The 24876-nt window shown below is 60.5% G+C and carries 14 protein-coding genes and 1 pseudogene; 10 read left to right on the top strand and 5 right to left on the bottom strand.

Annotated elements, in window-relative coordinates:
* Positions 1 to 318 precede the first annotated feature (318 nt).
* Positions 319 to 425 (top strand): annotated as a pseudogene (locus AC3IUF_RS07800) (DUF6124 family protein); the annotation flags it as partial.
* A 217-nt stretch (positions 426 to 642) separates the two neighbouring features.
* Here the strand turns inward: AC3IUF_RS07800 and AC3IUF_RS07795 are convergent.
* On the bottom strand, positions 643 to 9987 hold the full coding sequence (locus AC3IUF_RS07795; RefSeq protein ID WP_489280838.1) for a retention module-containing protein: 9345 nt from the start codon (positions 9985 to 9987) through the stop codon (positions 643 to 645).
* A 532-nt stretch (positions 9988 to 10519) separates the two neighbouring features.
* On the opposite strand from AC3IUF_RS07795, the gene AC3IUF_RS07790 reads away from it, so the two are divergent.
* From AC3IUF_RS07790 to AC3IUF_RS07780, 3 genes are all read left to right on the top strand, one after another.
* Positions 10520 to 11878 carry a TolC family outer membrane protein gene (locus tag AC3IUF_RS07790; protein WP_007914523.1) on the top strand — a complete coding sequence of 453 codons (1359 nt, stop codon included), beginning with the start codon at positions 10520 to 10522 and terminating at the stop codon, positions 11876 to 11878.
* Between the two features lie 193 nt (positions 11879 to 12071).
* Positions 12072 to 14231 (top strand): type I secretion system permease/ATPase, encoded by a 2160-nt coding sequence (locus tag AC3IUF_RS07785; RefSeq protein WP_007914521.1) that lies wholly within the window; start codon positions 12072 to 12074, stop codon positions 14229 to 14231.
* Between the two features lie 10 nt (positions 14232 to 14241).
* Positions 14242 to 15603 (top strand): HlyD family type I secretion periplasmic adaptor subunit, encoded by a 1362-nt coding sequence (locus AC3IUF_RS07780; RefSeq protein ID WP_007914514.1) that lies wholly within the window; start codon positions 14242 to 14244, stop codon positions 15601 to 15603.
* Positions 15604 to 15747: 144 nt separating this feature from the next.
* On the opposite strand, the gene AC3IUF_RS07775 is transcribed toward AC3IUF_RS07780, so the two are convergent.
* The 3 genes from AC3IUF_RS07775 to AC3IUF_RS07765 all read right to left on the bottom strand — a co-directional run bounded on the left by AC3IUF_RS07775 (position 15748) and on the right by AC3IUF_RS07765 (position 18611).
* Complete coding sequence (locus AC3IUF_RS07775; RefSeq protein ID WP_007914512.1) at positions 15748 to 16344, bottom strand: tRNA-uridine aminocarboxypropyltransferase; 597 nt, start codon at positions 16342 to 16344, stop codon at positions 15748 to 15750.
* Between the two features lie 5 nt (positions 16345 to 16349).
* Entirely contained in the window at positions 16350 to 17243 is an 894-nt protein-coding gene (locus AC3IUF_RS07770; protein ID WP_007914510.1) for a LysR family transcriptional regulator, read from the bottom strand.
* A gap of 225 nt (positions 17244 to 17468) precedes the next feature.
* Positions 17469 to 18611 (bottom strand): IS481 family transposase, encoded by a 1143-nt coding sequence (locus AC3IUF_RS07765; protein WP_489278862.1) that lies wholly within the window; start codon positions 18609 to 18611, stop codon positions 17469 to 17471.
* 318 nt (positions 18612 to 18929) lie between these two features.
* On the opposite strand from AC3IUF_RS07765, the gene speB reads away from it, so the two are divergent.
* The 6 genes from speB (at position 18930) to AC3IUF_RS07735 (ending at position 24516) form a co-directional block, all read left to right on the top strand.
* Positions 18930 to 19880, top strand: a complete 951-nt coding sequence (gene speB / locus AC3IUF_RS07760; RefSeq protein ID WP_003222717.1) for an agmatinase — start codon at positions 18930 to 18932, stop codon at positions 19878 to 19880.
* A 10-nt stretch (positions 19881 to 19890) separates the two neighbouring features.
* The gene (locus AC3IUF_RS07755) at positions 19891 to 20313 is read left to right on the top strand and encodes a YybH family protein (RefSeq protein ID WP_123376289.1); all 423 of its coding nucleotides are present in this window, start codon (positions 19891 to 19893) and stop codon (positions 20311 to 20313) included.
* Positions 20314 to 20368: 55 nt separating this feature from the next.
* Positions 20369 to 21871 (top strand): purine-cytosine permease family protein, encoded by a 1503-nt coding sequence (locus AC3IUF_RS07750; protein ID WP_489280837.1) that lies wholly within the window; start codon positions 20369 to 20371, stop codon positions 21869 to 21871.
* 163 nt (positions 21872 to 22034) lie between these two features.
* Positions 22035 to 23414, top strand: coding sequence for a sodium:solute symporter family protein (locus AC3IUF_RS07745; RefSeq protein WP_007914497.1), 1380 nt, complete (start codon positions 22035 to 22037; stop codon positions 23412 to 23414).
* Positions 23415 to 23499: 85 nt separating this feature from the next.
* Positions 23500 to 24225, top strand: a complete 726-nt coding sequence (locus AC3IUF_RS07740) for an MBL fold metallo-hydrolase (protein ID WP_489280836.1) — start codon at positions 23500 to 23502, stop codon at positions 24223 to 24225.
* Between the two features lie 42 nt (positions 24226 to 24267).
* A complete protein-coding gene (locus tag AC3IUF_RS07735; protein WP_034153223.1) occupies positions 24268 to 24516 on the top strand; it encodes a phosphopantetheine-containing protein in 249 nt (82 codons plus the stop codon).
* Positions 24517 to 24621: 105 nt separating this feature from the next.
* Here AC3IUF_RS07735 and AC3IUF_RS07730 read toward each other — a convergent pair whose 3' ends face one another.
* A complete protein-coding gene (locus AC3IUF_RS07730) occupies positions 24622 to 24750 on the bottom strand; it encodes a PA1414 family protein (protein WP_007914492.1) in 129 nt (42 codons plus the stop codon).
* Between the last annotated feature and the right edge of the window lie 126 nt (positions 24751 to 24876).

Raw genomic sequence — 24876 nt, 5'->3', positions numbered from 1 at the left:
AACCAAGCAGGAAATGGGCAAATGACCAAGGAATCTATGGGTCCTTGCTGTGATTGATTTAACGACGCTGGAAGCGTCCTGCCTACTGTCAGAAATTACAGGTATTGCTACCGCTCGTCGGATTCAGTGCTCGTGCCGAGAAAGTTAAACAGGTGCGCTTCTCAGAAATGTGCAGACAACGAATCGAGCTATATGATCTTGCGTGAGCGCCTGCAGCAACCATGGCAGCGCCAATGATTCCAGGAGCTTCACCATGATCGACCCCACACCCAACCCGCCCGAAACCGACCGGGCCCTCGACCATTACCTCCGCACGCCCTGCTGCCGGCCTCGCAACGCCGAACGCTGCAGGGGCTTGCGCAATTGATCATGCTCGGGGGCTGGCGGTGAATCGGGTGCGGGATAATCTGGAGTTGCCGGGGTGAAGCTGGGATCAAGAATCCCTGCTGATTGATCGGGTGACAGTCATGTCCCCTTCGCGAGCAAGCTCGCTCCCACAGGTATCTGCGCAGATCACAAATCCCTGTTGCACCGTCAGACTTGCTTGCGAAGGCTGACTGACAGGCAATGCATCTCTACAGGCAGAAAAAACCCGCCGCCCCGGTTGAACGGGACGGCGGGTTTTGTCGTTTCAGACTGCGCTTACACCGTGTCCACCTTCAACGAATGATCATTCAGCATGCCGCTGATGATCGTCGCCGTGTCATGCCCACCGGCAACCACGCCACCAGCCCCTGGCGTCACACCGTAGTGGCTGGCGAGGTTGACGCCGGCCAGGTCGATGGTCTGGTTTGGCGTGGCGCCGGCCATGGCGCTGACGTCGATGCTGGTGAGCACCGAGGCGCCGCTGCCGCTGACGGTGAAGTGCAGGTAGTCATCCAGTGAGGCGGTGGTGCCGTTTTCACCTTGCAGCAGTTGCGACAGGTCGAGTTTGTCGGTGCCGGGGGTGAAGTCGGTGATCAGGTCGTGGCCGCTGTTGCCCTTGAGCCACTGGAAGGTGTCGGCCCCGGCGCCACCGGTCAGGGTGTTGTTGCCCATGCCGCCAATCAGCAGGTCGTCGCCACCGCCACCGTTGAGGATGTCGTTGCCGAGGCCACCGTTGATCACGTTGTTATTGTTATCGCCGGTGAGGGTGTCGTTGAAGTTCGAGCCGACGAGATTTTCGATGCCGGTCAGGGTGTCGGTGCCGGCGCCGAGGGTGTTCTGCGCACCGAGCAGGCCGAGGTTGACGGTGACGGCAGCCGTGGCGTGGGCGTAGCTGGCGGTGTCGCTGCCAGTGCCACCGTCGAGCAAATCGTTGCCCGGACCGCTGTAGAGCAAGTCGTTACCAGCGCCGCCGTGCAGCTCGTTATTGCCTGAGCCTGCGGTCAGCACATCGTTGCCGTCGCCGGCGTTGATGATGTTGTCGCCGCTGCCGGCCACCAGCACGTCATCCCCCGAGGTGCCGGTGAGGGTGTGGCCGTCCTGATAGCTGATGCTGACGTTGGCGGTGTCGCTGCCGCCATGGTTGTCGTTGGCGGTGTAGCTGCCGTGGAAGTCCGGGGTGATGTCATGCGCCCCGGCGTAGTTGAGGGTCATGGTCAGCTGATAGTTTTCCGCCGCGTTGGGGTTACCGCCGCCGGTGGGGTTGGTGATGTTGGTGATGTGGATCTGGTAGACCCCGTCCGACGTCGCGGTGAGGGTTTGCCCATCCGCCAGCGCGATGTAGGCGCCACCGTTGATCGAGTACTCCATGCTGACTTGACCGGCCGCCAGGTTGTGATCGAGGTTGAGGGTTTCGCCCTGGCGCAGGTTGACGGTGATGCGGTCTTCATCGTTGGCGTTGCTGTTGGTCACCGCACCGAGATAGCCACTGACCACCAGCACAGCAGTCATGGTCGCAGCGTTGGCACTGAACGAATTACGCACGTTGGCCAGGTTCTGGTTGGCGGCGGTGTTGACGTTGGTGCCGGTGAAGTTGATCGCCCCGGTGCCGGTGAAGTCCGCCGCTTTCGAGATCCAGCCGGTGTTGAAACTGGTGGGCGTAGCGTTGAGCGTATCGCCGTTCGGATCGGTGTCATTGGCCAGCAGCAGTTCGCCCGGTACGACAATATTGCCCGAGAGCACGTTGGTGATGACGTGGTCGTCCACCGCCACTGGCGGCGCGTTGGGGATCACTTTCACGGTCAGCGTCGAGCTGGCGAGATCGCCGTCGTTGTCACTGACGGTGAAGCCGATGTTTTCGGTGATGACCACCGCCGTGGTTTTCTGCGAGGTGTAGGTGTAGTCGCCGCTGTCGAGGTTGATCAGCAGTGTGCCGCCGTTATTGGTGGCGATGCTCAACGTGTTGTTGGCGGTATTGAAGGTGCCGTGATTGATGCCGCCACTTGGCGTCAGCGAGCCTTGGCCGCTGAGGGCTTTCGGGTCGTAGGTGTAGGTGGTGCCGTCGACCACGATGGATTTGATGAAGCCGCCATCGGCGCCGAAGGTGCCGCCCTCGCCCAGCAACGAACCAGTGACCGGCGCGCCCTGCACAGTGCCCGACAGCACCGAGTTGAGTTGATTGAGGTCGGTGACCACCACCGCATTGGTGTTGGTGTGGCTGATGCCGTCATACGCCAGCGGGTCGAGGTTGGCGTTGCTCACGCCGCTGCCGAGGCCGATCGCGTAGTTCTTGATGTTGTTGGCATCGAGGAAGTTTTTCAGCGCGGCTTCGTCAGCGGCGTTGATGTCGCCTTCGTTGGGTTTACCGTCCGAGAAGAAGTAACCGACGTTCTGTGCGCCGGTGAGTTTGCCCGAGGTGTTGAACGCGGTTTGCATGACCGCCACCGCAGCGTCGTAGTTGGTGCCGCCACCCGCCGACAGGCTGGCGAGAATCGTCTTCGCGGTCGCCACATCGACCCATACCGACGTTCTGTCAGTGGCGTTGCTGCTGAAGGTGACGAGCTGGACTTTGACATCGCCAAGGTCGTCGTACTTGTCGAGCAAGGCACTGATCGCCTGCTTGGCCAGGTCCAGCCGCGACAGGCCCGGCACACCCGAGGCGTCGGCCATACTGCCGGAGATATCAAGAACGATGAGCAGGTTGGAATCGATCTCCACTGCCGCCACCGAACGATCCGAGGCCACGGCTTTTGGCACGTCATCAACGATGTTCACCACAAGGGTGCTGGTGGTGCTGTTGCCCAGTGCATCGGTGGCTTTGTAGGTGAAACTTTCGCTCAGCGTGTTCGCCCCGTCGTTGGCGTTCGGGGTGGTTTTCGGTGCAGAAGTCAGCGTGTAGGTATAGGTGCCGTCGGCATTGAGCTGAATCTGCCCATAGCTGCCGGTGGCGCTGCCGACCAACGTGTAAGTGATCGCGCCCGTACCGCCGGTAACTGCGCCGACCAGCGTGCCGGTCGCGGTTTCACCGGTGTTGGTCGGATCGCTGCCGGTGACCGTACCGGCGGCCAGATCCTGGCCGTCCTTGGTCAGATCGAGGGCTTTTTCATAGACCGTTACGTCCTGATCGACCGAGGCCATCAGTTTGCTGTCGGCAACGTTGATGGTGATGGTCGTGGTGCTTTCATCGCCGTCGCTGTCACGGATGGTGTAGGTGAAGGTGTCAGTGGCGCCCGGTGGGCTCACCGAGTTCGGGTTGCTGTGATAGACGGCGTTGCCGGCCGCATCGAGGGTCAGATAACCGAAGTTGCCATTGATGTTGCTGTTGAGGCCGCCAATGGCCGAAGTGCCGGTATTACTGCCGGCGCGCACGCCGACCACTGTCGCCGCGCCATCGGCACCACTGACGTCATTGCCGAGCACGCTGACATTGAGCGTGCCGCCCTCGGCCACCGAGCCGGTGTCGGGTTTGGCGGTCGGCAGGTCATCGATGATGTTGACGTTGATCTGGCCGTTGGCGGTGCTGCCATCGGTATCGGTGGCCACCACGTTGAAGTTCTCGGTGAGGCTGTTGGCACCGTTGGCGGTCGGGTGGGCTTCGTTGTCGACCAGGGTGTAGCTGTAACTGACCACACCGGTGGCCGGGTTGTAACCGGTAACGGTGAAGGTGCTGCCCAGCGGCGAAACCACCGATTGCGGGAAGCCTGCAGCGACACCGTTGGTCACCACGGCGATGCCGCCGACGGTGAGGGTTTGCAGACCATCGAGCGCAGTCACGGTGAAGGTGCCGCTCTGGGTCAGCGCCGGGGTGTCGGGGCTGGTGCCGTCGCTGAGGTTTTTCTCGTAGACGGTGAGTTCGCCGCCATTGACGTCAAGGCCGTTGAGCACCACCGGATCGTCGTTGTTGTGAATGTTCAGCACCAGGTTGGCAGTGCTGGTGTCGCCATCGGCATCGGTCAGGGTGTAGGTGAACGTCTCGGTGCCGTTGCCGCCGCCGTGCAGGTTTTTGAAGTCGGCATCGTTGGGGTTCAGCGTGTAGGTGTACGTGCCGTTGGCGTTGAGCACGAGCGTGCCGTAAGTGCCGGTGAACGTGCCGGCGGTGATCGGCCCGGCATTCGGTCCGGTCGCCACCACATCGGCGCCTTGCACATCGTTGGTCAGCACATTGCCGGTCAGGGTCAGTTGCGTTTCCGAAGCGCTGTTGGCGTTGCTGTCGTTCACAGCTTTTGGCACGTCATCGACGATGCTGACGACAATGGTGCTGGTGACGATGTTGCCGAGCGAATCGGTGGCCTGATAGGTAAAGGTTTCGGTCAGGCTGTTGGCGCCGTCGTCGGCATGTGGCGTGGTGGTCGCCGGCGAGGTCAGCGTGTAGGTATACGTGCCGTTGGGGTTGAGGACGATTTGCCCGTAGTTGCCGGTGGCACTGCCAACCAGCGCGTAACTGATCGCACCGACTGCCCCGGTGACCGAACCGACCAACGTGCCAGACGCGGTTTCGCCGGAGCTGGTCGGGTCGCTGCCGGTGACTGTACCGGGCGCCAGATCCGCGCCGTCCTTGGTCAGGTCGAGGGCTTTCTCGAAGACGGTGACGTCGGTGTCGCTGGTGGCGCACAGCTTGCTGTTGGCGACATCGATGGTGATGGTGGTAGTGCTTTCATCACCGTCGGAATCGCGCACGGTGTAAGTGAACACATCCACTGCGCCCGGGCCGTTCACGACGTTGGGATTGCTGTGGTAGACGGCGTTGCCGTTGGCGTCCAGGGTCAGATAGCCATAGGTGCCGTTGATGTTGCTGTTGAGTCCGCCGATGGCCGAAGTCGAGGTGTCGGCGCCGGCGCGCACGCCGACCACTGCACCGGTTACGGCCGGACCGTCGGCGCCACCAATGTCGTTGTTCAGCACGTTGCCGCTGACCGTGCCGCCCTCCGCCACCGACGCGGCATCAGGATGGGCGCTGGGCAGATCATCGACGATGTTGACGTTGATCTGGCCGTTGGCGGTGCTGCCATCAGTGTCGGTGGCGACGACGTTGAAGTTCTCGGTGATGCTGTTGGCGCCGTTGGCGTTTGGATGAGTTTCGTTGTCGACCAAGGTGTAGCTGTAACTGACCACGCCGGTGGCGGGGTTGTAACCGGTAATGGTCAACGTGCTGCCGAGCGGCGTGACGATCGATTGCGGGAAGCCTGCGGCCACGCCGCCGGTGACCACGTTGATGCCGCCCACGGTCAGGGTTTGCAAACCGTCGAGGGCGGTGACGGTGAAGGTGCCGCTCTGGGTCAGCGCCGGAATGTTGGGGCTGGTGCCGTCGCTGAGGTTTTTCTCGTAAACCGTCAGTTCGCCGCCGTTGACGTCAAGGCCATTGAGGTAGACCTGATCGTCATTGTTATGGATGTTCAGCACCAGGTTCGCGGTACTGGTATCACCGTCGGAATCGGTGATGGTGTAGGCGAAGGTTTCCGTGCCGTTGCCGCCGCCGTGCAGGTTTTTGAAGTCGGCGTCATTGGTGTTCAGCGTGTAGGTGTAAGTGCCGTTGGCATTGAGCACCAACGTGCCGTAAGTCCCGGTGAAAGTGCCAGGGGTTACCGGCCCAGTCGGTACGCGATCGGCGCCTTGCACATCGTTGGTCAGAACGTTGCCGGTCAGGGTCAGCAAGGTTTCCGATGCGGTGCCGGTGTTGCTGTCATCCACGGCTTTTGGCAAATCGTCGACGATGTTCACGTCGAGGGTGCCATTGGCGGTGGTGCCGTTGTCATCGACCACGGTAACGGCGAACTGCTCAGGCAGATTGTTCGCACCGTTGGCGTTTGGATGCGCTTCGTTGTCGACCAGGGTGTAGCTGTAGCTGACCACGCCGGTGGTGGCGTTGAAACCGGTGATGGTCAGCGTGCTGCCCAACGGCGTGGTGACCGATTGTGGGAAACCTGCGGCCACGCCATTGGTGACGACAGCGATGCCGCCGATAGTCAGCGTGGTCACGCCGTCCAGCGCAGTGATGGTGAACGTGCCGCTCTGGGTCAGCGCGGTGGCATCCGGTGTGCTGCCGTCAGTGAGGTTTTTCTCGTAGACGGTGAGTTCGCCGCCATTCACGTCAAGGCCGCTGATGACCACTGGATCGTCGTTGTTGTGGATCTGCAGGACGAGGTTCGCGGTGCTGGTATCACCGTCCGAATCGGTGATGGTGTAGGCGAAGGTCTCGGTGCCGTTGCCGCCGCCGTGCAGGTTTTTGAAGTCGGCGTCATTGGTGTTCAGCGTGTAGGTGTAAGTGCCGTTGGCATTGAGCACCAACGTGCCGTAAGTCCCGGTGAAAGTGCCAGGGGTTACCGGCCCAGTCGGTACGCGATCGGCGCCTTGCACATCGTTGGTCAGAACGTTGCCGGTCAGGGTCAGCAAGGTTTCCGATGCGGTGCCGGTGTTGCTGTCATCCACGGCTTTTGGCAAATCGTCGACGATGTTCACGTCGAGGGTGCCATTGGCGGTGGTGCCGTTGTCATCGACCACGGTAACGGCGAACTGCTCAGGCAGATTGTTCGCACCGTTGGCGTTTGGATGCGCTTCGTTGTCGACCAGGGTGTAGCTGTAGCTGACCACGCCGGTGGTGGCGTTGAAACCGGTGATGGTCAGCGTGCTGCCCAACGGCGTGGTGACCGATTGTGGGAAACCTGCGGCCACGCCATTGGTGACGACAGCGATGCCGCCGATAGTCAGCGTGGTCACGCCGTCCAGCGCAGTGATGGTGAACGTGCCGCTCTGGGTCAGCGCGGTGGCATCCGGTGTGCTGCCGTCAGTGAGGTTTTTCTCGTAGACGGTGAGTTCGCCGCCATTCACGTCAAGGCCGCTGATAACCACTGGATCGTCGTTGTTGTGGATCTGCAGAACCAGATTCGCGGTGCTGGTATCACCGTCGGAATCGGTGATGGTGTAGGCGAAGGTTTCCGTGCCGTTGCCGCCGCCGTGCAGGTTTTTGAAGTCGGCGTCATTGGTGTTGAGGGTGTAGGTGTAAGTGCCGTTGGCATTGAGCACCAAGGTGCCGTAAGTACCGGTGAACGTGCCCGGGGTGACCGGTCCGGTGGGAACGCGGTCGGCGCCTTGCACATCGTTGGTCAGAACGTTGCCGGTCAGGGTCAGCAAGGTTTCCGATGCGGTGCCTGTGTTGCTGTCATCCACGGCTTTTGGCAAATCGTCGACGATGTTCACGTCGAGAGTGCCATTGGCGGTGGTGCCGTTATCGTCGACCACGGTGACGGCGAATTGCTCAGGCAGATTGTTCGCGCCGTTGGCGTTTGGATGCGCTTCGTTGTCGACCAGGGTGTAGCTGTAGCTGACCACGCCGGTGGTGGCGTTGAAACCGGTGATCGTCAGGGTGCTGCCGAGCGGCGTGGTGACCGATTGTGGGAAACCTGCGGCCACGCCATTGGTGACGACAGCGATGCCGCCGACAGTCAGCGTCGTGACGCCATCGAGTGCGGTGATGGTGAACGTGCCGCTCTGGGTCAGCGCGGTGGCATCCGGTGCGCTGCCGTCAGTGAGGTTTTTCTCGTAGACCGTCAGCTCCCCGCCTTCGACGTTCAGGCCATTGATAATCACCGGATCGTCGTTGTTGTGGATCTGCAGTACCAGATTCGCCGTGCTGGTATCACCGTCGGAATCGGTGATGGTGTAGGCGAAGGTTTCCGTGCCGTTGCCGCCGCCGTGCAGGTTTTTGAAGTCGGCGTCGTTGGTGTTCAGCGTATAGGTGTAAGTGCCGTTGGCATTGAGCACCAACGTGCCGTAAGTGCCGGTGAAAGTGCCTGGAGTGACGGGCCCGGTGGGCACGCGGTCAGCCCCTTGCACGTCATTGGTCAGCACGTTGCCGGTCAGGGTCAGCAAGGTTTCAGAGGCGGTGCCGGTGTTGCTGTCATCCACGGCTTTTGGCAAATCGTCGACGATGTTCACGTCGAGAGTGCCATTGGCGGTGGTGCCGTTATCGTCGACCACGGTGACGGCAAATTGCTCAGGCAGATTGTTCGCACCGTTGGCGTTTGGATGCGCTTCGTTATCGGCCAGGGTGTAGCTGTAGCTGACCACGCCGGTGGTGGCGTTGAAACCGGTGATGGTCAGCGTGCTGCCCAACGGCGTGGTGACCGATTGCGGGAATCCTGCGGCCACACCGTTGGTGACGACAGCGATGCCGCCGACAGTCAGGGTCGTCACGCCGTCCAGCGCAGTGATGGTGAACGTGCCGCTCTGGGTCAGCGCGGTGGCATCCGGTGCGCTGCCGTCAGTGAGGTTTTTCTCGTAGACGGTGAGTTCGCCGCCATTCACGTCAAGGCCGCTGATGACCACTGGATCGTCGTTGTTGTGGATCTGCAGGACGAGGTTCGCGGTACTGGTATCACCGTCGGAATCGGTGATGGTGTAGGCGAAGGTTTCCGTGCCGTTGCCACCGCCGTGCAGGTTTTTGAAGTCGGCGTCGTTGGTGTTCAGCGTATAGGTGTACGTGCCGTTGGCATTGAGCACCAAGGTGCCGTAAGTGCCGGTGAAAGTGCCAGGGGTTACCGGCCCAGTCGGTACGCGATCGGCGCCTTGCACATCGTTGGTCAGAACGTTGCCGGTCAGGGTCAGCTGAGTCTCTGACGCCGTGCCATTGCTGTCATCGAACGCTTTCGGCACGTCGTCGGTAATGTTGACGTCGAGAGTGCCGGTCGCGGTATCACCATTGCTGTCGCCGGCAATCACTGTGAACTGTTCGCTGAGATTGTTCGCGCCGTCGCCGGCCGCGTGGTTTTCGTTGCCGTTGAGGGTGTAGCTGTAGCTGACAACGCCAGTCGCCGGGTTGTACCCGGTGATGGTCAGGGTGTTGCCCAGTTGCGAGGTGATCGATTGCGGAAAGCCGATCGCCACACCGCCAACGATAACGTTGATGCCACCAATGCTCAGGCTGGTCAGACCGTCCGGCGCCGACACGGTAAAGCTGCCGCTTTGCGTGAGTGCGCCAGGGTTGGCCGCCGAGCCGGCAGGCAGATTGGCTTCATTGAGACTGAGTTCGCCGCCCGCCACGTTCAGGCCAGTGAGGGTTACAGGATTGTTGACCGGTGGCGGCACCACGACTGGCGGGGTGTCGTCACCGTTGTCGATGACCGCGTTATGGCGTTCTTCGGGGAATTCAGGAATACCGCCAAACCCGGCAGTCGGGAAACCGATGATCGGGTCGACCCGACCGCCAACTTCCGTCAGCAAGACAAAACTGTGACCACCGCCCAGTTCACCCGGTGTACCACCCGGTGCATTCGGACCGGCGGCGGTGGCTTCGGCGCTTTTAGTCGGGTCATCACCGGCGGCGATGGCTTTCTGGATCTGCTCGACGTCGGTCAGTTGCGCGTCGCTCGGGGTCACGGCCTCCGCGGCATTGACATGCGCCGCCTGACCCGCCAGCAGTTCACCGGTCATGGTCATGCTGCTGCCGCGTCCGAGAGTCAGTTCCTGGCCGTTTTGCAGATGAACGGCGACGGCGCCTTCTGCGCCGGTGATCAGTTGATCGCCGGCAAACAGGCGATCCCCTTCAACCAGTGCGCGTTTAGTACCGTCGGCTGACTGGGCGAAAACCTGGCCAATGACTTTAGTGACTGTGCCGATGAGCGTTGCCATGTGAAATCCTCCGCTGCCGACCACCGTCGGCACTGGTAAGCGAAGCAGCCCATGGCTCAATCGGGTTGTTGCAGGTGACGCTCGCACCTTCAACAGTTCGTTTCGCAGGTGGCTTCTTCTGGAAACATCAGTGCTATCAAGCACTTCCGCATCCTGATCAAAGCACTACGCCCGCTAACGCTACGTAACGCTGGTGAATCACTCGAGTGACAAAAATCTGTCGCTCATCAGCGGTTACGCGTCCCTCCCCTTCAGCAGTACTTCGCCGTATGTCGCAAAGTGAATGGAACTTTCCTCAAGCCTTTTTGCGCTCCCTAAAGCGCATAAAACAAAGGCTTTCATGCTGAACAATGTGCTGGTTTTTACGAAGCGCATAAGTTTTTTTCGGCATAAGCCTTATGAAAATTTTTTCTTAGCTACGCTTCAGGATGTTCTTAGCTCTGTTGTTACAAGAGTGAAACGCCTACACCTAAAAATATCGTCAAATATTTGGCGACAGTAACACACCATCAGGACTCAGGGAGATGCACCCATGCGCGTTCTAACCCCCCTCTGCAGCGCGGTTTTGCTGGCCATGGCTTGCACTTCACAAGCCCAGGCCATGAACCTCACCGAGGCGATTCAAAGCACCATCGCCACTCACCCGGAACTGGCCTCGCGCGTGGACGCCCGCCTGTCGGCTGATGAACAGGTCAAAGTGGCCAAGGGCGGCTTCTATCCGTCCGTCGATTTGAACGCTGCGTATGGCCGTGGCTACAGCGACAACACCAACACCCGGGCCTTCGGTAATCACCACACCGAAATCCTCAATTACACCCAGTCCGAGCTGCGCCTGCGGCAAATGCTGTTCGACGGTTTCAACACTGCCAACGAGGTCGAGCGCACCAAAGGCGTGTCCAATTCGCGCGCTTACTACGCGCAAGGTACCGCTCAGGATCTGGCCCTGCGCACCATCGAGGTTTACCTCGAAGTGCTCAAGCGCCGCGAACTGGTGACCCTGGCCCGCAACAACTTGCAAGCGCACTTGCGGGTCAACGATCAGATCGGCCTGCGCACCGAGCGTGGCGTCGGCAGCACCGCCGACTCGGATCAATCGGTCGCGCGTAAGGCGCTGGCACAAAACAACCTCGATACCGCCGAGGTCGATCTGTCTGACGCCGAAGCCAATTTCTACAGCGTGGTCGGGCGCATGCCCGATGAGCTGGAAACGCCGGCCTCGACCCGTGGCGAACTGCCGACCGAATTGCGTGAAGCCCAGCAGAGCATGGTCGACAACAACCCGTATCTGAAATCCGCCCAGGCTGACGTGCAGTCGGCCGAGAGCCAGTATGAAGTCGCCAAATCACCCTTCTACCCGCGCTTCGATGCCGAAGCCGCCGTCGGCGCGAACAACAACGTGCAGGGCGACGAAGGCCACGACAACGAATGGCGTGTGGGTGTGGTGATGAACTACAACCTGTTCCGTGGCGGCAGCGACAAGGCGCGTCTGGCGGCGAACGCGCACGATATCAATCAGGCGATGGACATCCGCAACAACGCCCTGCGCCAGCTCAACGAAAACATTCGCCTGGCCTGGAACGCCATGGAAAACGCCAAGAAGCAGACTCCGACCGCCCGCGAATACGCCGAGACCACCAAGCGTGTGCGCGCCGCCTATCAGGATCAGTTCGGCCTCGGCCAACGCACCCTGCTCGACCTGCTCGACAGTGAAAACGAGCTCTACAACGCCAACCGTCGTTACACCGAAATCCGCTACACCGAGGAATATTCGATGTATCGCGTGCTGGCGAACATGGGCCAGTTGCTGAGCAAGCAACGGGTGGTGCTGCCGGCCGATGCGATCGCCGCGACCGAAGTGAAAAACGAAGCGCGCCTGCCCGAGCTGAAATAAACGGTGCAGGAGCTGACTTTGCCCTGACCTGATCGTTCCCACGCTCTGCGTGGGAATGCCTCTAGGGACGCTCTGCGTCCAGTGACGCGGAGCGTCACGGGCTGCATTCCCACGCAGAGCGTGGGAACGATCACGCATCGACCGTAGAGCGTGGGAACGATCAACCTGAGTCCGTTCAACAGAGGCGATCAATATGACCAGCATGGAACCCGGCCATTCCGGGGTCGATCCGCGGCTGAGCTTCGATGACCCGTTGCTCGACGGTCTGTTGATCCTCTGCAAACTGCATGGCGCGACGGTCAGCCGGGCCAGCCTGAGTGCCGGGCTGCCCCTCAACAAACAACGCCTGAGCCTCGATCTGCTGCCCCGCGCCGCCGCCCGGGCCGGGTTGCAGGCGCGGATTCTGCGGCGTGATCTGAAAGACATCTCGCCGCTCAATCTACCGATTCTGCTGCTGCTCAACGACGGCCGCACCGCTGTTTTGCGGCGTTTCGGCGACGACGGCAAAGCGCTGATTCTGCCCAGCGAAGCCGATGGCGGCGAACAATGGATCAACCGTGAAGAACTCGCCGAGCACTACAGCGGCCAAGCCTTGTTCGCCCGTCCGCGCCACGAACTCGAAGACCTGCGCTCGCCGCTGGTGCCACGGGTACATGCGTGGTTTCGCGACACCTTGAAGCTGTCGAAATGGCTCTACAGCGATGCGATCCTCGCCAGTTTCCTGATCAATCTTTTAGGCCTGATGGTGCCGCTGTTCGTCATGCAGACCTACGACCGCGTGGTGCCCAATCAGGCCACGTCGACCTTATGGGTGCTGTCGATCGGGCTGCTGATCGGCACCGGTTTCGAACTGGTGTTGCGGGTGGTGCGTGCGCACCTGCTCGACACTGCCGGCAAGAAAACCGATGTGATCCTTTCCGCGACTTTATTCGAGCGCATTACCGGCATGTCGATGAAAGCGCGGCCGGCAACCATCGGCGGTTTTGCCCAGAGCATTCATGACTTCCAGGGCCTGCGTGAATTCCTCACGGCGGTGACCCTGACCAGCCTGATCGACCTGCCGTTCGTGGTGCTGATGCTGGTGGTGATCGGTCTGCTCGGCGGCTGGCTGGTGGTGATTCCGCTGCTGGCGTTTCCGATCACCATCGTCTTCGCGATGATCATTCAGGTACGTCTGCGTGACACCGTGCAGAAGAGCCTGAGCCTCGGCGCTGAACGCCAAGCGGTGCTGATCGAAACCCTCGGTGGCCTGGAAACCCTCAAGGCTTGCAGCGCCGAAAGCGAGCGCCAGCACAAATGGGAAAGCACCCACGGCGCCCTCACCCGCCTCGACAGCCACGCGCGCAATCTGTCGGCGCTGGCCACCAACGGCACGCTGTTCATTCAACAGTTTTCGGGGATGGCGACCATTGTCGCCGGGGTCTACAGCATCATCGCCGGTAATCTCAGCGTCGGTGCGCTGGTCGCCAGTTACATGCTCGGCAGCCGCGTGCTCGCGCCGCTGGGGCAGATTGCCGGGCTGATCACCCGTTATCAGCAAGCGCAACTGACCATGAAAAGCACCGACGCATTGATGGCCCTGCCGCAGGAACGCGACGGCAAACAGCGGCCGCTGGAACGCACGCAACTGCAAGGCGCGCTGGACGTCAGCGGCGTGACCTTTCACTACAACGGCCAGAACGCGCCGGCGCTGAGCAATGTCAGCTTCAGCCTGAAAGCCGGCGAGCGGGTCGGCATCATCGGCCGCAGCGGTTCGGGCAAAAGCACCCTGGCGCGATTGCTCATGGGCTTTTACGAACCTGAGGAAGGTCAGCTCCTGCTCGACGGCCTCGACCTGCGCCAACTCGATGTCGCTGACCTGCGCCAGCAGATCGGTTACGTCGCCCACGACCTGCCGCTGCTGGCCGGCAGTCTGCGTGACAACCTCACGCTCGGCGCACGTTACATCAGCGATTCACGCATGCTCGAAGTGGCCGAACTGACCGGTGTTACCGAACTCGCTCGTCAGCATCCGCAAGGTTTCGACCGGCCGGTAGGCGAACGCGGGCAATTGCTCTCCGGCGGCCAGCGTCAGGCGGTGTTGCTCGCGCGATCCTTGTTGCTTGATCCGCCGATCATGCTGCTCGACGAACCGACCAGTGCCATGGACAACAGCAGTGAAGACTTGCTGCGGCAGAAGCTGCACGGCTGGGTGCAAGGCAAGACGCTGCTGCTGGTCACCCACCGCACCTCGATGCTGAGCCTGGTGGACCGCTTGCTGGTGCTGGACAACGGCCGGGTCGTCGCTGACGGCCCGAAAGAAGCGGTCATCGATGCACTGCGCAAGGGCCGTGTCGGCTCGGCGGCGGTCTAGGAGTTGCCCCATGTCTGCTTCCTCCGATAGCAAAGATCGTGGCTACTTCGACAGTTTCGGCAAAAGCGCCGAAGCCGAATTCATGCCGGAAACCGCCGGCGCGTCCTTGCAGGATTCGCCGCGCTGGTCGCGGATCACCGTGTGGCTGGCCGCAGCGTTGCTGATCAGCGCGGTGGTCTGGGCCAAATTCGCCGTGCTCGAAGAAGTGACCATGGGTGAAGGCAAGGCGATTCCGTCGAGCAAGGTTCAGGTGATCCAGAACCTTGAAGGCGGGATCGTCACCGAGATCTTTGTGCGCGAAGGGCAAATGGTGAACAAGGGCGATACCTTGCTGCGCCTGGATGACACACGCTTTCGCTCGAACAAGGGTGAGAGCGAGGCTGATCGTTATGCGCTGACGGCGCAGGTCGAGCGGCTGTCGGCAGAGGCCGAAGGTCGGCCGTTCAAGCTCTCTGATGAAGTGATTGCCAAGGCGCCGCAAGTCGCCGAAGACGAACGTTCGCTCTACGAACAGCGCCAGCGTCGGTTGGCCAGCGAGCAGCGTACGCTGAGCGAGCAACTGCGGCAGAAGACTCAAGAGCTGGCGGAGTTTCGCTCCAAGCAGGGCCAGTTCAGTTCCAGCCTGGCGTTGCTGCAACAAGAGATGAACATGTCCGAACCGCTGGTAAAAACCGGCGCGGTGTCACCGGTGGAAATTCTCCGGCTCAAGCGCAGCGCGGTAGAAATCCGAGGCTCGTTGAACGCCACGACCCTGGCGATTCCCCGCGCCGAATCGGCGATTGCCGAGATCCGCAGCAAGATCGACGAGTCGGAACAGACCTTCCGTTCCGAGGCGGCGAAAGAGCTGAATGAGAAACGCACCGACCTGTCGAAAATCACCGCCACCAGCATCGCCATCGATGACCGTGTGACCCGCACCACGGTCACTTCACCGGTGCGCGGTGTGATCAAGCAAATGAAGGTCAACACCATCGGCGGCGTGGTCCAGCCGGGCAGTGACATGGTCGAAATCGTACCGCTGGAAGACAACCTGCTGATCGAAGCCAAGGTGCGTCCGCAGGATGTCGCGTTCCTGCATCCGGGCCAGAAAGCCATGGTCAAGTTCAGCGCTTACGACTACACGATTTACGGCGGGCTGAGCGCCAAGCTTGAGCTGATCGGTGCTGACACGATCACCGATGACAAGGGCAACAGCTTCTATCTGATTCAGGTGCGCACCGATAAAAACCATTTGGGCGGGGATGTGAAACCGCTGCTGATCATTCCGGGGATGGTGGCGACGGTGGACATTATTACCGGGGAGAAAAGCGTCCTCGATTACCTGTTGAAACCGGTGCTGAAAGCGCGGACCGAGGCGATGCGCGAACGCTAGAGATATCCGGATTTTGTGGTGAATTGACTGGCCCCATCGCTGGCAAGCCAGCTCCCACAGTGTCCGTGTCGGCCACAAAACCTGTGAACACCTCAGAACCTGTGGGAGCTGGCTTGCCAGCGATGAGGCCAGCAAGAATACCGACTATTTTTCAGCATGATTACGCTGGAAAGTCTCCTCCCCCATCGCCGCAATCTGCCCTTCGATCAAGGCCTCGAACGGCTTGAGCAACGGCTCGAATGACGTCGGTGCTTCCAGCGTCTGCAACGCCTGCACAATTGCCTCAATGGTCGACAACGCCCCCGGCCCCGGTGCTTTGCGCAAGCGATAGCGCGACACGCCACCCTCGGCCAGCGTCACCCGTGGCAACGCCGCCAGCAGCGGATTGAGGTGCAGCATCTTGCGCGCCTTGCGCCAGGTGCCATCCGGAACGACTAGCAACAGGGGTTCATCGGACTCGCCGTAAGCCTGCATCGGCTGCGCATCATCAGCGGGAAACAACAACCGCGCCCGATAGCCCGGACGGTTCAACAGCGCCGGCAAATCCTCGAACACCTCACCAACAATCATCTCGGCATTGCTCAACCCGAGTGCCGCCAACCGCGCGGTATTCAACGCATGATTAACTTCACTTGGATGCTGCAACAGCAACACCCGCGTGCGGCTGTCGAGGCTCGGGATCAACGGGCACAGGCAATGGGTTTGTGGGCGCAGGCAGCGCGGGCATTGAATTCTGGACATCGGTCTTAAGCCTGATTGAGCTGTGCTTTGAGCAAATCACGGAAGGTCTGGATCAGCGGTTCGCGGCTACGGCCGCGGCGCATGATCATCGAAAACGGTGCCTGATAACCAAACGTCGCCGGTAGCAGCACGCGCAAATCGCCCTTGTCGGCCCACGCCTGAGCGTAGTGTTCTGGCAAGTAACCGATGTAGGCGCCGGACAGCACCAGAATCAGTTGCGCTTCCATACTTTCCACGGTGGCGGCGCTGTGTTTGAAGCCGTGGCGGGCCAATTCGGCCTGACTCCAGTACCCACGCCCTACCATGCGCTGCTGGGTGATGACTTGCTCGGGAATCCGCCGCTCGTTGAACAACGGATGCCGGCTACTGCAATACAACCAATGTTGTTCGCGGTACAGCGGCATGTAGATCAGACCGCTCATGCGTGTGGAAAACGCACCGATGGCCAGATCGAGACGGTTGTCCTGCACGCCGAGTTGCAACTCGTAGGGGCTCATCACCGACAGGTGCAAATGCACCGCCGGGTGTTCCTGGCTGTAGGCGCCGATGGCTTCGGCGAACGGCAAGGCCTTGTCGCTGACGGTGGAGTCGATCACACCGAGGTTGAGCGTGCCGCGCAGTTCGCCCTTGAGCGCGGCGGCGTATTGCTCGAAACCTTCGAGTTCGGCGAGCAGGCGTAAGGTTTCCTGATGGAACAGCTCACCTTTGCTGGTCAGGCTGAACCCGCCGCGCCCGCGATGGCATAGCACTAGGCCGAGCGCGGCTTCGAGCTGGCTCATGTAAGTGCTGATGGCCGAGGTCGACAGGTTGAGTTCCTGTTGCGCGTTGGCAAAACCCTGATGACGGACGACGCTGACGAAGATGCGCAATAGTTTCAGGTCGGGTAAAGCGTTGGCCATGTCTGCTCCGGGCTTTGCAACTGTGTGTCTGTGGGAAAAGCCCCTCACCCCAGCCCTCTCCCCGAGGGAGAGGGAGCTGATCTCCATGGCTTTCAAATCCTGAGTTCGACTCGTTTTTTCAGGTCGCTGCAGATTCCGCTGACAACTCGGTCGGCCCCCTCTCCCTCCGGGAGTGTATGTACCGGAGACATGGTGGACACATGTTCGGAGACATAGTGGACGGTTTTAGATCTTCTTACCTGCCGTCACGATCTGCAAGTTCAAGTCGATTCGGGCGATACGATGTCTACTCCAGTAGACATCGTGGATGCCGTCCTCCGTCGTTTCCCGGATAGCTACTGACCTCCCGTGAAAAGCCTTTCCAACTGAGTATTCACGGTTCCTCCAGTAGATCTCTCCTTTTACCTGAACCTTCCTGACCACATCCCCATCGTCGTACTCCGGTGCCGCTGGTTGCTCCTGGTATTCCCGTGGGCTGCTGCTGTAACGAGTAGCAGGAACCTGCATGTCCAGCGCTTGATGCGGGCGCTTCTGGTTGTAGATATCACGCCAGATATCAAACGCCCGTTGTGCATCGTCCAGATCGATGAAGAGTTGGCCTTGCAGGACTTCCCTTTTCAGACTGCGGTGGAAGCGCTCCAGCTTTCCCTGGGTTTGCGGGTGATAAGGTCGGGAGTGGCCGACCTTGATGCCCTGGCTCATCAGCCAGACCTCCAGCGCGGTATAAACGCCGGTCTGGTCACCCCATGGCGAACCGTTGTCCATCGTCATGCGCAGAGGCAGACCGTAGCGCCGAAAGGCCCGCATTAGTTGCTCCTGGACGGTTCGGCGCTGCTCATTGGCGCACGCAGCGATGCACAGTGAGAACCGTGAGTGATCGTCCAGTATCGTCAGCGGATGGCAACGTCCGTGTTTCAGGCTGATATGGCCTTTGAAGTCGATCTGCCAAAGATCGTTGGGCGCCTCGTGCTCGAACCGGATAAACGGTTTGACCTCGGCAGCCTTTGGATCAACGCGCGAATGACGCTGTAAAACCGCATGCACGGTGCTGACAGAGGGCATCACTTTGCCGTCGTCTTCCAACACGCGCTTGAGCTTGCGAGCGCCCCAAGCGGCGTACTCCTGACTCACGGTCAAAATCTGCTGCTCAACCTCATCAGCGCAGCGTTTGGGTGACGTCTTCGGTCGTCGAGACTGATCGATCAACCCTTGAGCACCGAGGTTTTCAAACCTGTTGAGCCATTTGTAGGCAGTGCTTGGGCTGATATTGAATCGACGGCAAAGCTGCCGAACATTGGCCCCTTCTTGCCGAGCCAACAGCACGAATTCTGAACGAAGCTGCACGGTGGACACCTCTTCCCAAGACACAGGCCATCTCCTTCGCGATAAGCAATGTGTCTATTAAAATGTGTCCACCATGTCTCCGAACACCTGTCCACCATGTCTCCGGTACATACAGGGAGAGGGCTGGGGTGAGGGGGCCGCGATGTTCAGCCAGGCAAGAATCTCAAGATCGCAAAGTCTAATCCCAGCCTCGCCATTAGTTTAGAAAAATCTGAACTAAGTTTTTGCCCGTAGCGATTCTTCCGCCGCACTACATTTCGCATCATCGGCCCCACAGCGGCGTCCGCCCCCTGCTCTACGGCGCGCCGACATAAATAAAACAAAGACGATGAGGCCCTACCCGTGGACAAGATTCTTCACCAACCACTGGGCGGCAACGAAATGCCGCGCTTCGGCGGCATCGCCACCATGCTCCGACTCCCCCATGTACCGACCGCTGCCGGCCTGGACGCTGCCTTTGTTGGCGTGCCCCTGGACATCGGTACTTCGCTGCGCCCCGGCACCCGCTTCGGGCCTCGCGACATCCGCACCGAATCGGTGATGATCCGCCCGTACAACATGGCCACCGGCGCGGCGCCATTCGACTCGCTGTCGGTCGCCGACATCGGTGACGTGGCAATCAACACCTTCAATCTGCTCGACGCCGTGCGCATCATCGAAGAAGCCTACGACAACATCCTCGAGCACAACGTGATCCCGATGACCCTGGGTGGCGACCACACCATCACCCTGCCGATCCTGCGCGCGATTCATAAAAAGCACGGCAAGGTCGGTCTGGTGCACATCGATGCCCACGCTGACGTCAACGATCACATGTTTGGCGAGAAGATTGCTCACGGCACGACCTTCCGTCGCGCCGTCGAAGAAGGTCTGCTGGATTGCGACCGCGTGGTGCAAATTGGTCTGCGCGCGCAGGGTTACACCGCTGACGACTTCAACTGGAGCCGCGATCAGGGCTTCCGAGTGGTTCAGGCCGAAGAGTGCTGGCACAAGTCGCTGGCGCCGCTGATGGCTGAAGTACGCGAGAAAGTCGGCGGTGGTCCGGTGTATCTGAGCTTCGACATCGACGGCATCGATCCGGCCTGGGCGCCTGGCACCGGCACCCCGGAAATCGGTGGTCTGACGACCATTCAGGCGATTGAAATCGTCCGTGGCTGCCAAGGCCTCGACCTGATCGGTTGCGATCTGGTAGAAGTCTCGCCCGCTTATGACACCACCGGCAACACCTCGCTGCTGGCCGCCAACCTGCTGTACGAAATGCTCTGCGTACTGCCTGGCGTGGTCCATCGCTGAGGGTCGGGTCATGAACGAACGTGATCAGGTTTTGCGAGCGGCCGCCGAGCTGGTGGCCGCCTTCGCCCGCAACGATCGCGAAGCTTACTTCGGCGCGTTCAGCGCCGATGCGAGTTTCGTCTTCTACACCCTCGAACAGCCGCTGCTGTCGCGCGATGCCTATCAGGCCTTGTGGGACAGTTGGCGCGCCGAGGATGGCTTCGAGGTGCTTGCGTGCACGTCGAGCAACGCCTTCGTCAGCCTGCAGGGTGACGTGGCGATTTTCATCCATGACGTGGCCACCGAGCTGCGCATGCAAGGGGAGCAACACTTCAGCCAGGAGCGCGAGACGATTGTGTTCAAGAAACACGCGTCGAGCCTAGAACAACAAGGCCATTGGCTGGCCTGCCACGAACATTTGTCCGCAATGCCGGAAGGGCTGCCATCCCCTTAGCCAAGACAGGTGACGCTCACGCACGATGAGCGCGCCTTTATGATCGGAGCAGATCATGAATAACAACAACAACGACCAAAGCCTTACGCAGATTGAAACCCACGGGGTCGAACAGATCCCGGACCACGAACGCAGCGCAGGTCCGACGGACTTGTTCCGGATGATCTTCGGTGGTTCGAATACCTTTGCCACCGCCGTGCTCGGCAGTTTCCCGGTGCTGTTCGGTCTGTCTTTTCAGGCCGGCGTCTGGGCGATTGTGCTGGGCGTGCTGCTCGGCTCACTGATCCTCGCACCGATGGGCCTGTTCGGCCCGCTCAACGGCACCAACAATGCCGTGTCGTCCGGCGCACACTTCGGCGTGCACGGGCGGATCGTCGGTTCGTTCCTGTCGCTGTTGACCGCTATCGCGTTTTTCTCGCTCTCGGTGTGGAGTTCGGGCGATGCGCTGATCGGCGGCGCAAAACGCCTGATCGGTCTGCCGGAAACTGATCTGACTCTGGGCCTGGCCTACGGTCTGTTCGCGATTCTGGTGCTGACCGTGTGCATCTACGGCTTCCGCTTTTTGCTGTGGGTGAACAAGATCGCGGTGTGGAGCGCCAGCCTGCTATTCCTGCTGGGCATCTTCGCCTTCGCCGGTCCTTTCGACGCGCATTACGCTGGCACCGTCAGCCTCGGTCAGCCGGGCTTCTGGGCCGCGTTCATCGGTGCTGCGCTGGTGGCGATGAGCAACCCGATTTCCTTCGGTGCGTTTCTCGGCGACTGGTCGCGCTACATCCCGCGTGAAACTTCCAAACAACGGATCATGGCAGCGGTCGTGCTGTCGCAGATCGCCACGTTCATCCCGTTCCTGTTCGGCCTGACCACCGCGACCATCGTCGCGATCAAGGCGCCGGACTACATCGCGGCGAACAACTATGTCGGCGGTTTGCTGGCGGTGTCGCCGAGCTGGTTCTTCCTGCCGGTGTGCCTGATTGCGGTGATCGGCGGCATGTCCACCGGCACCACCTCGCTGTATGGCACCGGGCTGGACATGTCCAGCGTGTTCCCACGGGTGCTGTCACGGGTTAAGGCGACGCTGCTGATCGGCGTGCTGTCGATTGCCTTCATCTTCATCGGCCGTTTTGCGGCGAACCTGGTGCAGAGCGTGTCGACCTTCGCCGTGCTGATCATCACCTGCACCACCCCGTGGATGGTGATCATGATCATCGGCCTGTTGGTGCGTCGCGGCTTCTACTGCCCGGATGACCTGCAAGTGTTCACTCGCGGCGAACAGGGCGGACGCTACTGGTTCAGCCACGGTTGGAACTGGCGCGGTCTGGGTGCATGGATCCCGAGCGCGGCGGTTGGCCTGTGCTTCGTGAATTTGCCGGGGCAGTTCGTTGGCCCGCTGGGTGAAATGGCCGGCGGCATCGACATCAGTTTGCCGGTGACCCTGGGCCTGGCCTCGGTGGTGTACCTGACGCTGCTGAGCCTGTTCCCGGAACCGCGCGAAGTGTTCGGCCCGAAGGATGCCCGGCGTGAAGCCGCGGTAAAACCTCGACTGCGTCAGGCCGCCTGACGCAGATCCCCTGTGGGAGCGAGCCTGCTCGCGAAGACTTCAGCACATTCAACATTGATGTGCCTGACAGACCGCCTTCGCGAGCAGGCTCGCTCCCACAGTGGGCAGCCTTGCTGAACCAAATTTGTTTCACCATAAAAAAGACAATCGGAGACACGCCATCATGGCTTTGGATTTATTCGTCGTCCTCATCTACGCCGCCGGCATGCTCTTGCTCGGCTACTTCGGCATGCGCAAGGCCAAGACCAACGAGGACTTTCTCGTTGCCGGTCGTAACCTCGGCCCGAGCCTGTACATGGGCACCATGGCCGCGACCGTTCTCGGTGGCGCGTCCACCGTCGGCACTGTACGTCTGGGTTACGTGCATGGCATTTCCGGTTTCTGGCTGTGCGCGGCACTGGGTTGCGGCATCGTTGCGCTGAACCTGTTTCTCGCCAAACCGCTGCTGAAACTGAAGATCTACACCGTCACCCAGGTTCTGGAAAAACGCTACAACCCGATGGCCCGCTCGGCGAGCGCGGCAATCATGCTGGCTTACGCGCTGATGATCGGCGTGACCTCGATCCTGGCGATCGGCACCGTCCTGCAAGTGCTGTTTGACCTGCCATTCTGGGTTTCGGTACTCGTCGGTGGTGGCGTGGTGGTGATCTACTCCGCGATCGGCGGCATGTGGTCGCTGACCCTGACCGACATCGTCCAGTTCATCATCAAGACCGTGGGCCTGATGTTCATCCTGTTGCCGATCTGCCTGTACCGCGTCGGCGGTTGGGACGAACTGGTGCTGAAACTGCCGGCGACTGCCTTCAGCTTCACCACCATCGGCTGGGACACGATCATCACCTACTTCATGATCTACTTCTTCGGCATCCTGATCGGTCAGGACATCTGGCAACGGGTGTTCACCGTCAAGACCGCCAAAGTCGCGCAATACGCCGGCAGCATCGCGGGTATCTACTGCATCCTCTACGGCCTGGCTTGCGCGCTGATCGGCATGGCTGCACACGTGCTGATCCCGGATCTGGACAACGTCAACAACGCTTTCGCCGCCATCGTCAAACTGTCGCTGCCGGACGGCATCCGTGGTTTGGTGATCGCTGCGGCACTCGCTGCAATGATGTCCACCGCCAGCGCCGGCCTGCTCGCCGCGGCCACCACGCTGACGGAAGACCTGCTGCCGAAACTGCGTGGCGGTAAACCGTCGAGCCTGGGCATCAACCGCCTGTTCACCCTGCTGACCGGTGTAGTCGTGCTGGGTATCGCGCTGGTGGTGAATGACGTGATCAGCGCCCTGACGCTGGCGTACAACCTGTTGGTGGGCGGCATGCTGGTCCCGCTGATCGGTGCGATTTTCTGGAAACGTGCGACCACCGCCGGCGCCATCGCCAGCATGGGCCTGGGTTTTGCCACCGCGCTGCTGTTCATGTTCAAGGACGGTCTGGATGCGAACACGCCGATCTACTACAGCCTGGCTGTGGGTCTGGTGAGCTTTGTGGTGGTGAGCCTGGTCTCTCCTCGCCCGGCAACCGTGGCGAGTGCGATCTAAGCTCTGATGTAACGACTTGATGCTTTCTTCGACGGGTGTGGCGTCGGTTGCCACACCCGTTTTTTTCGTCTGAAGGAAAGTGCTGATGAAGATTGTTTCTCGCGATAAATGGTTCGAAGTACAACACCTGAGTGACGGCATTCGGCTGATTCACGAGCCGTATATTCGGCCGTTTTACCGATGCAACCTCTGGCACGTTCAGGGCCGTGACAAAGACTTGTTGCTGGATAGCGGTTCAGGGCTGGTCAGCCTTCGTGAGCAGTTGCCGTGGCTGACTGAACGCCCGTTAGTGGCAGTGGCCAGTCATTGCCACTTCGACCATATCGCCGGCCACCATGAATTTGCCGAACGACTGGTGCATCCCGCCGAGGCAGACATTCTGGCGGCGCCGGATGGCGAAAACGATTTGAGCCGCGCCTTCGTCGGCGACGACATGTTTGAAGCGCATCCGGACTGCCCGTTGTGCTACGCCGAATACCGGGTCAAAGCCGCGCCGGCCACCGGGTTTGTCGAGGACGGCGATGTGCTCGATCTGGGCAATCGCACACTGCAAGTGCTGCACACGCCGGGGCATTCGCCGGGTGGCATCAGCCTGTATGAGGCGGCGACGCAAACCCTGTTCAGCGGCGACATCATTTACGACGGGCCGCTGATCGAAGACGCCTACCACTCCAATCTTGAGGATTACGCCGTCAGTCTGCGGCGTTTGCAGGCTCTGCCGATCCGCACGGTGCATGGCGGGCACTTCGACAGCTTTTCCGGGGAGCATTTGCGCTCGATGATTGACGAGTGGTTACGCGGCCACGCCTGAGGCCTGCTTCACTCAAGCACAACAACAATCAGAAAATCTGCCATGAGAAGAGCTGCCGTGCGTGCCGCCGTGCATCGATATATCCGGCGTCTGCTGGAAACCCGTGAATTCAACGACAACACCAGCCTCGTGCAATTGGGCCTGGAGAAAGCTGATATAGAAGATTTGATCTTTCATCTGGAAGATGAATTCGGACTGACGGCGTTCACCGCCGAGGAAGACCGCATGCTCAAGACCGCGAAGACCGCGAATGACTTGAGCCGGTTTTTGCTGGAGATCGGCCGTCATTAAAAGCAAGAGATCGCAGCCTGCGGCAGCTCCTGCATTAATCCATGTAGGAGCTGCCGCAGGCTGCGATCTCTTGACCTTGAATCCTTTGATCTCGGATCGGGGGCGTTACCGGCGCCGTTGTTGACGGCGGCGCTGCTCGTCATCGGTGCGGATCGGTACAGGTTGCAGAGGCGGTTCGATCAAGCCGAGGGCAACACCCAAGTCGTGCAGCCAGTTTTGAATTTTCTCTTTCATCGTCATGCCCCCTTCAGGGTGGTGCTGAGCGGCCGGAATTCTGAGGCCGCTTCGCACTGATAATAGTCCGAAGTCCTACGCAATGCTCGGCCAAATCCGCAATGATCTGTTACTGAATTGAACAGG

It is taken from the genome of Pseudomonas sp. KH_040, assembly GCF_057839305.1.
Note: the sequence above shows the minus strand (reverse complement) of the source record. Positions and strands in the feature narration are given on the sequence as shown.

Bases quoted from the DNA above. Each gene is read 5' to 3' on its own strand.
- AC3IUF_RS07795 (WP_489280838.1), bottom strand. From the start codon at position 9,987: ATGGCAACGCTCATCGGCACAGTCACTAAAGTCATTGGCCAGGTTTTC.
- AC3IUF_RS07790 (WP_007914523.1), top strand. From the start codon at position 10,520: ATGCGCGTTCTAACCCCCCTCTGCAGCGCGGTTTTGCTGGCCATGGCT.
- AC3IUF_RS07785 (WP_007914521.1), top strand. From the start codon at position 12,072: ATGACCAGCATGGAACCCGGCCATTCCGGGGTCGATCCGCGGCTGAGC.
- AC3IUF_RS07780 (WP_007914514.1), top strand. From the start codon at position 14,242: ATGTCTGCTTCCTCCGATAGCAAAGATCGTGGCTACTTCGACAGTTTC.
- AC3IUF_RS07775 (WP_007914512.1), bottom strand. From the start codon at position 16,344: ATGTCCAGAATTCAATGCCCGCGCTGCCTGCGCCCACAAACCCATTGC.
- AC3IUF_RS07770 (WP_007914510.1), bottom strand. From the start codon at position 17,243: ATGGCCAACGCTTTACCCGACCTGAAACTATTGCGCATCTTCGTCAGC.
- AC3IUF_RS07755 (WP_123376289.1), top strand. From the start codon at position 19,891: ATGAACGAACGTGATCAGGTTTTGCGAGCGGCCGCCGAGCTGGTGGCC.
- AC3IUF_RS07750 (WP_489280837.1), top strand. From the start codon at position 20,369: ATGAATAACAACAACAACGACCAAAGCCTTACGCAGATTGAAACCCAC.
- AC3IUF_RS07745 (WP_007914497.1), top strand. From the start codon at position 22,035: ATGGCTTTGGATTTATTCGTCGTCCTCATCTACGCCGCCGGCATGCTC.
- AC3IUF_RS07740 (WP_489280836.1), top strand. From the start codon at position 23,500: ATGAAGATTGTTTCTCGCGATAAATGGTTCGAAGTACAACACCTGAGT.
- AC3IUF_RS07735 (WP_034153223.1), top strand. From the start codon at position 24,268: ATGAGAAGAGCTGCCGTGCGTGCCGCCGTGCATCGATATATCCGGCGT.
- AC3IUF_RS07730 (WP_007914492.1), bottom strand. From the start codon at position 24,750: ATGAAAGAGAAAATTCAAAACTGGCTGCACGACTTGGGTGTTGCCCTC.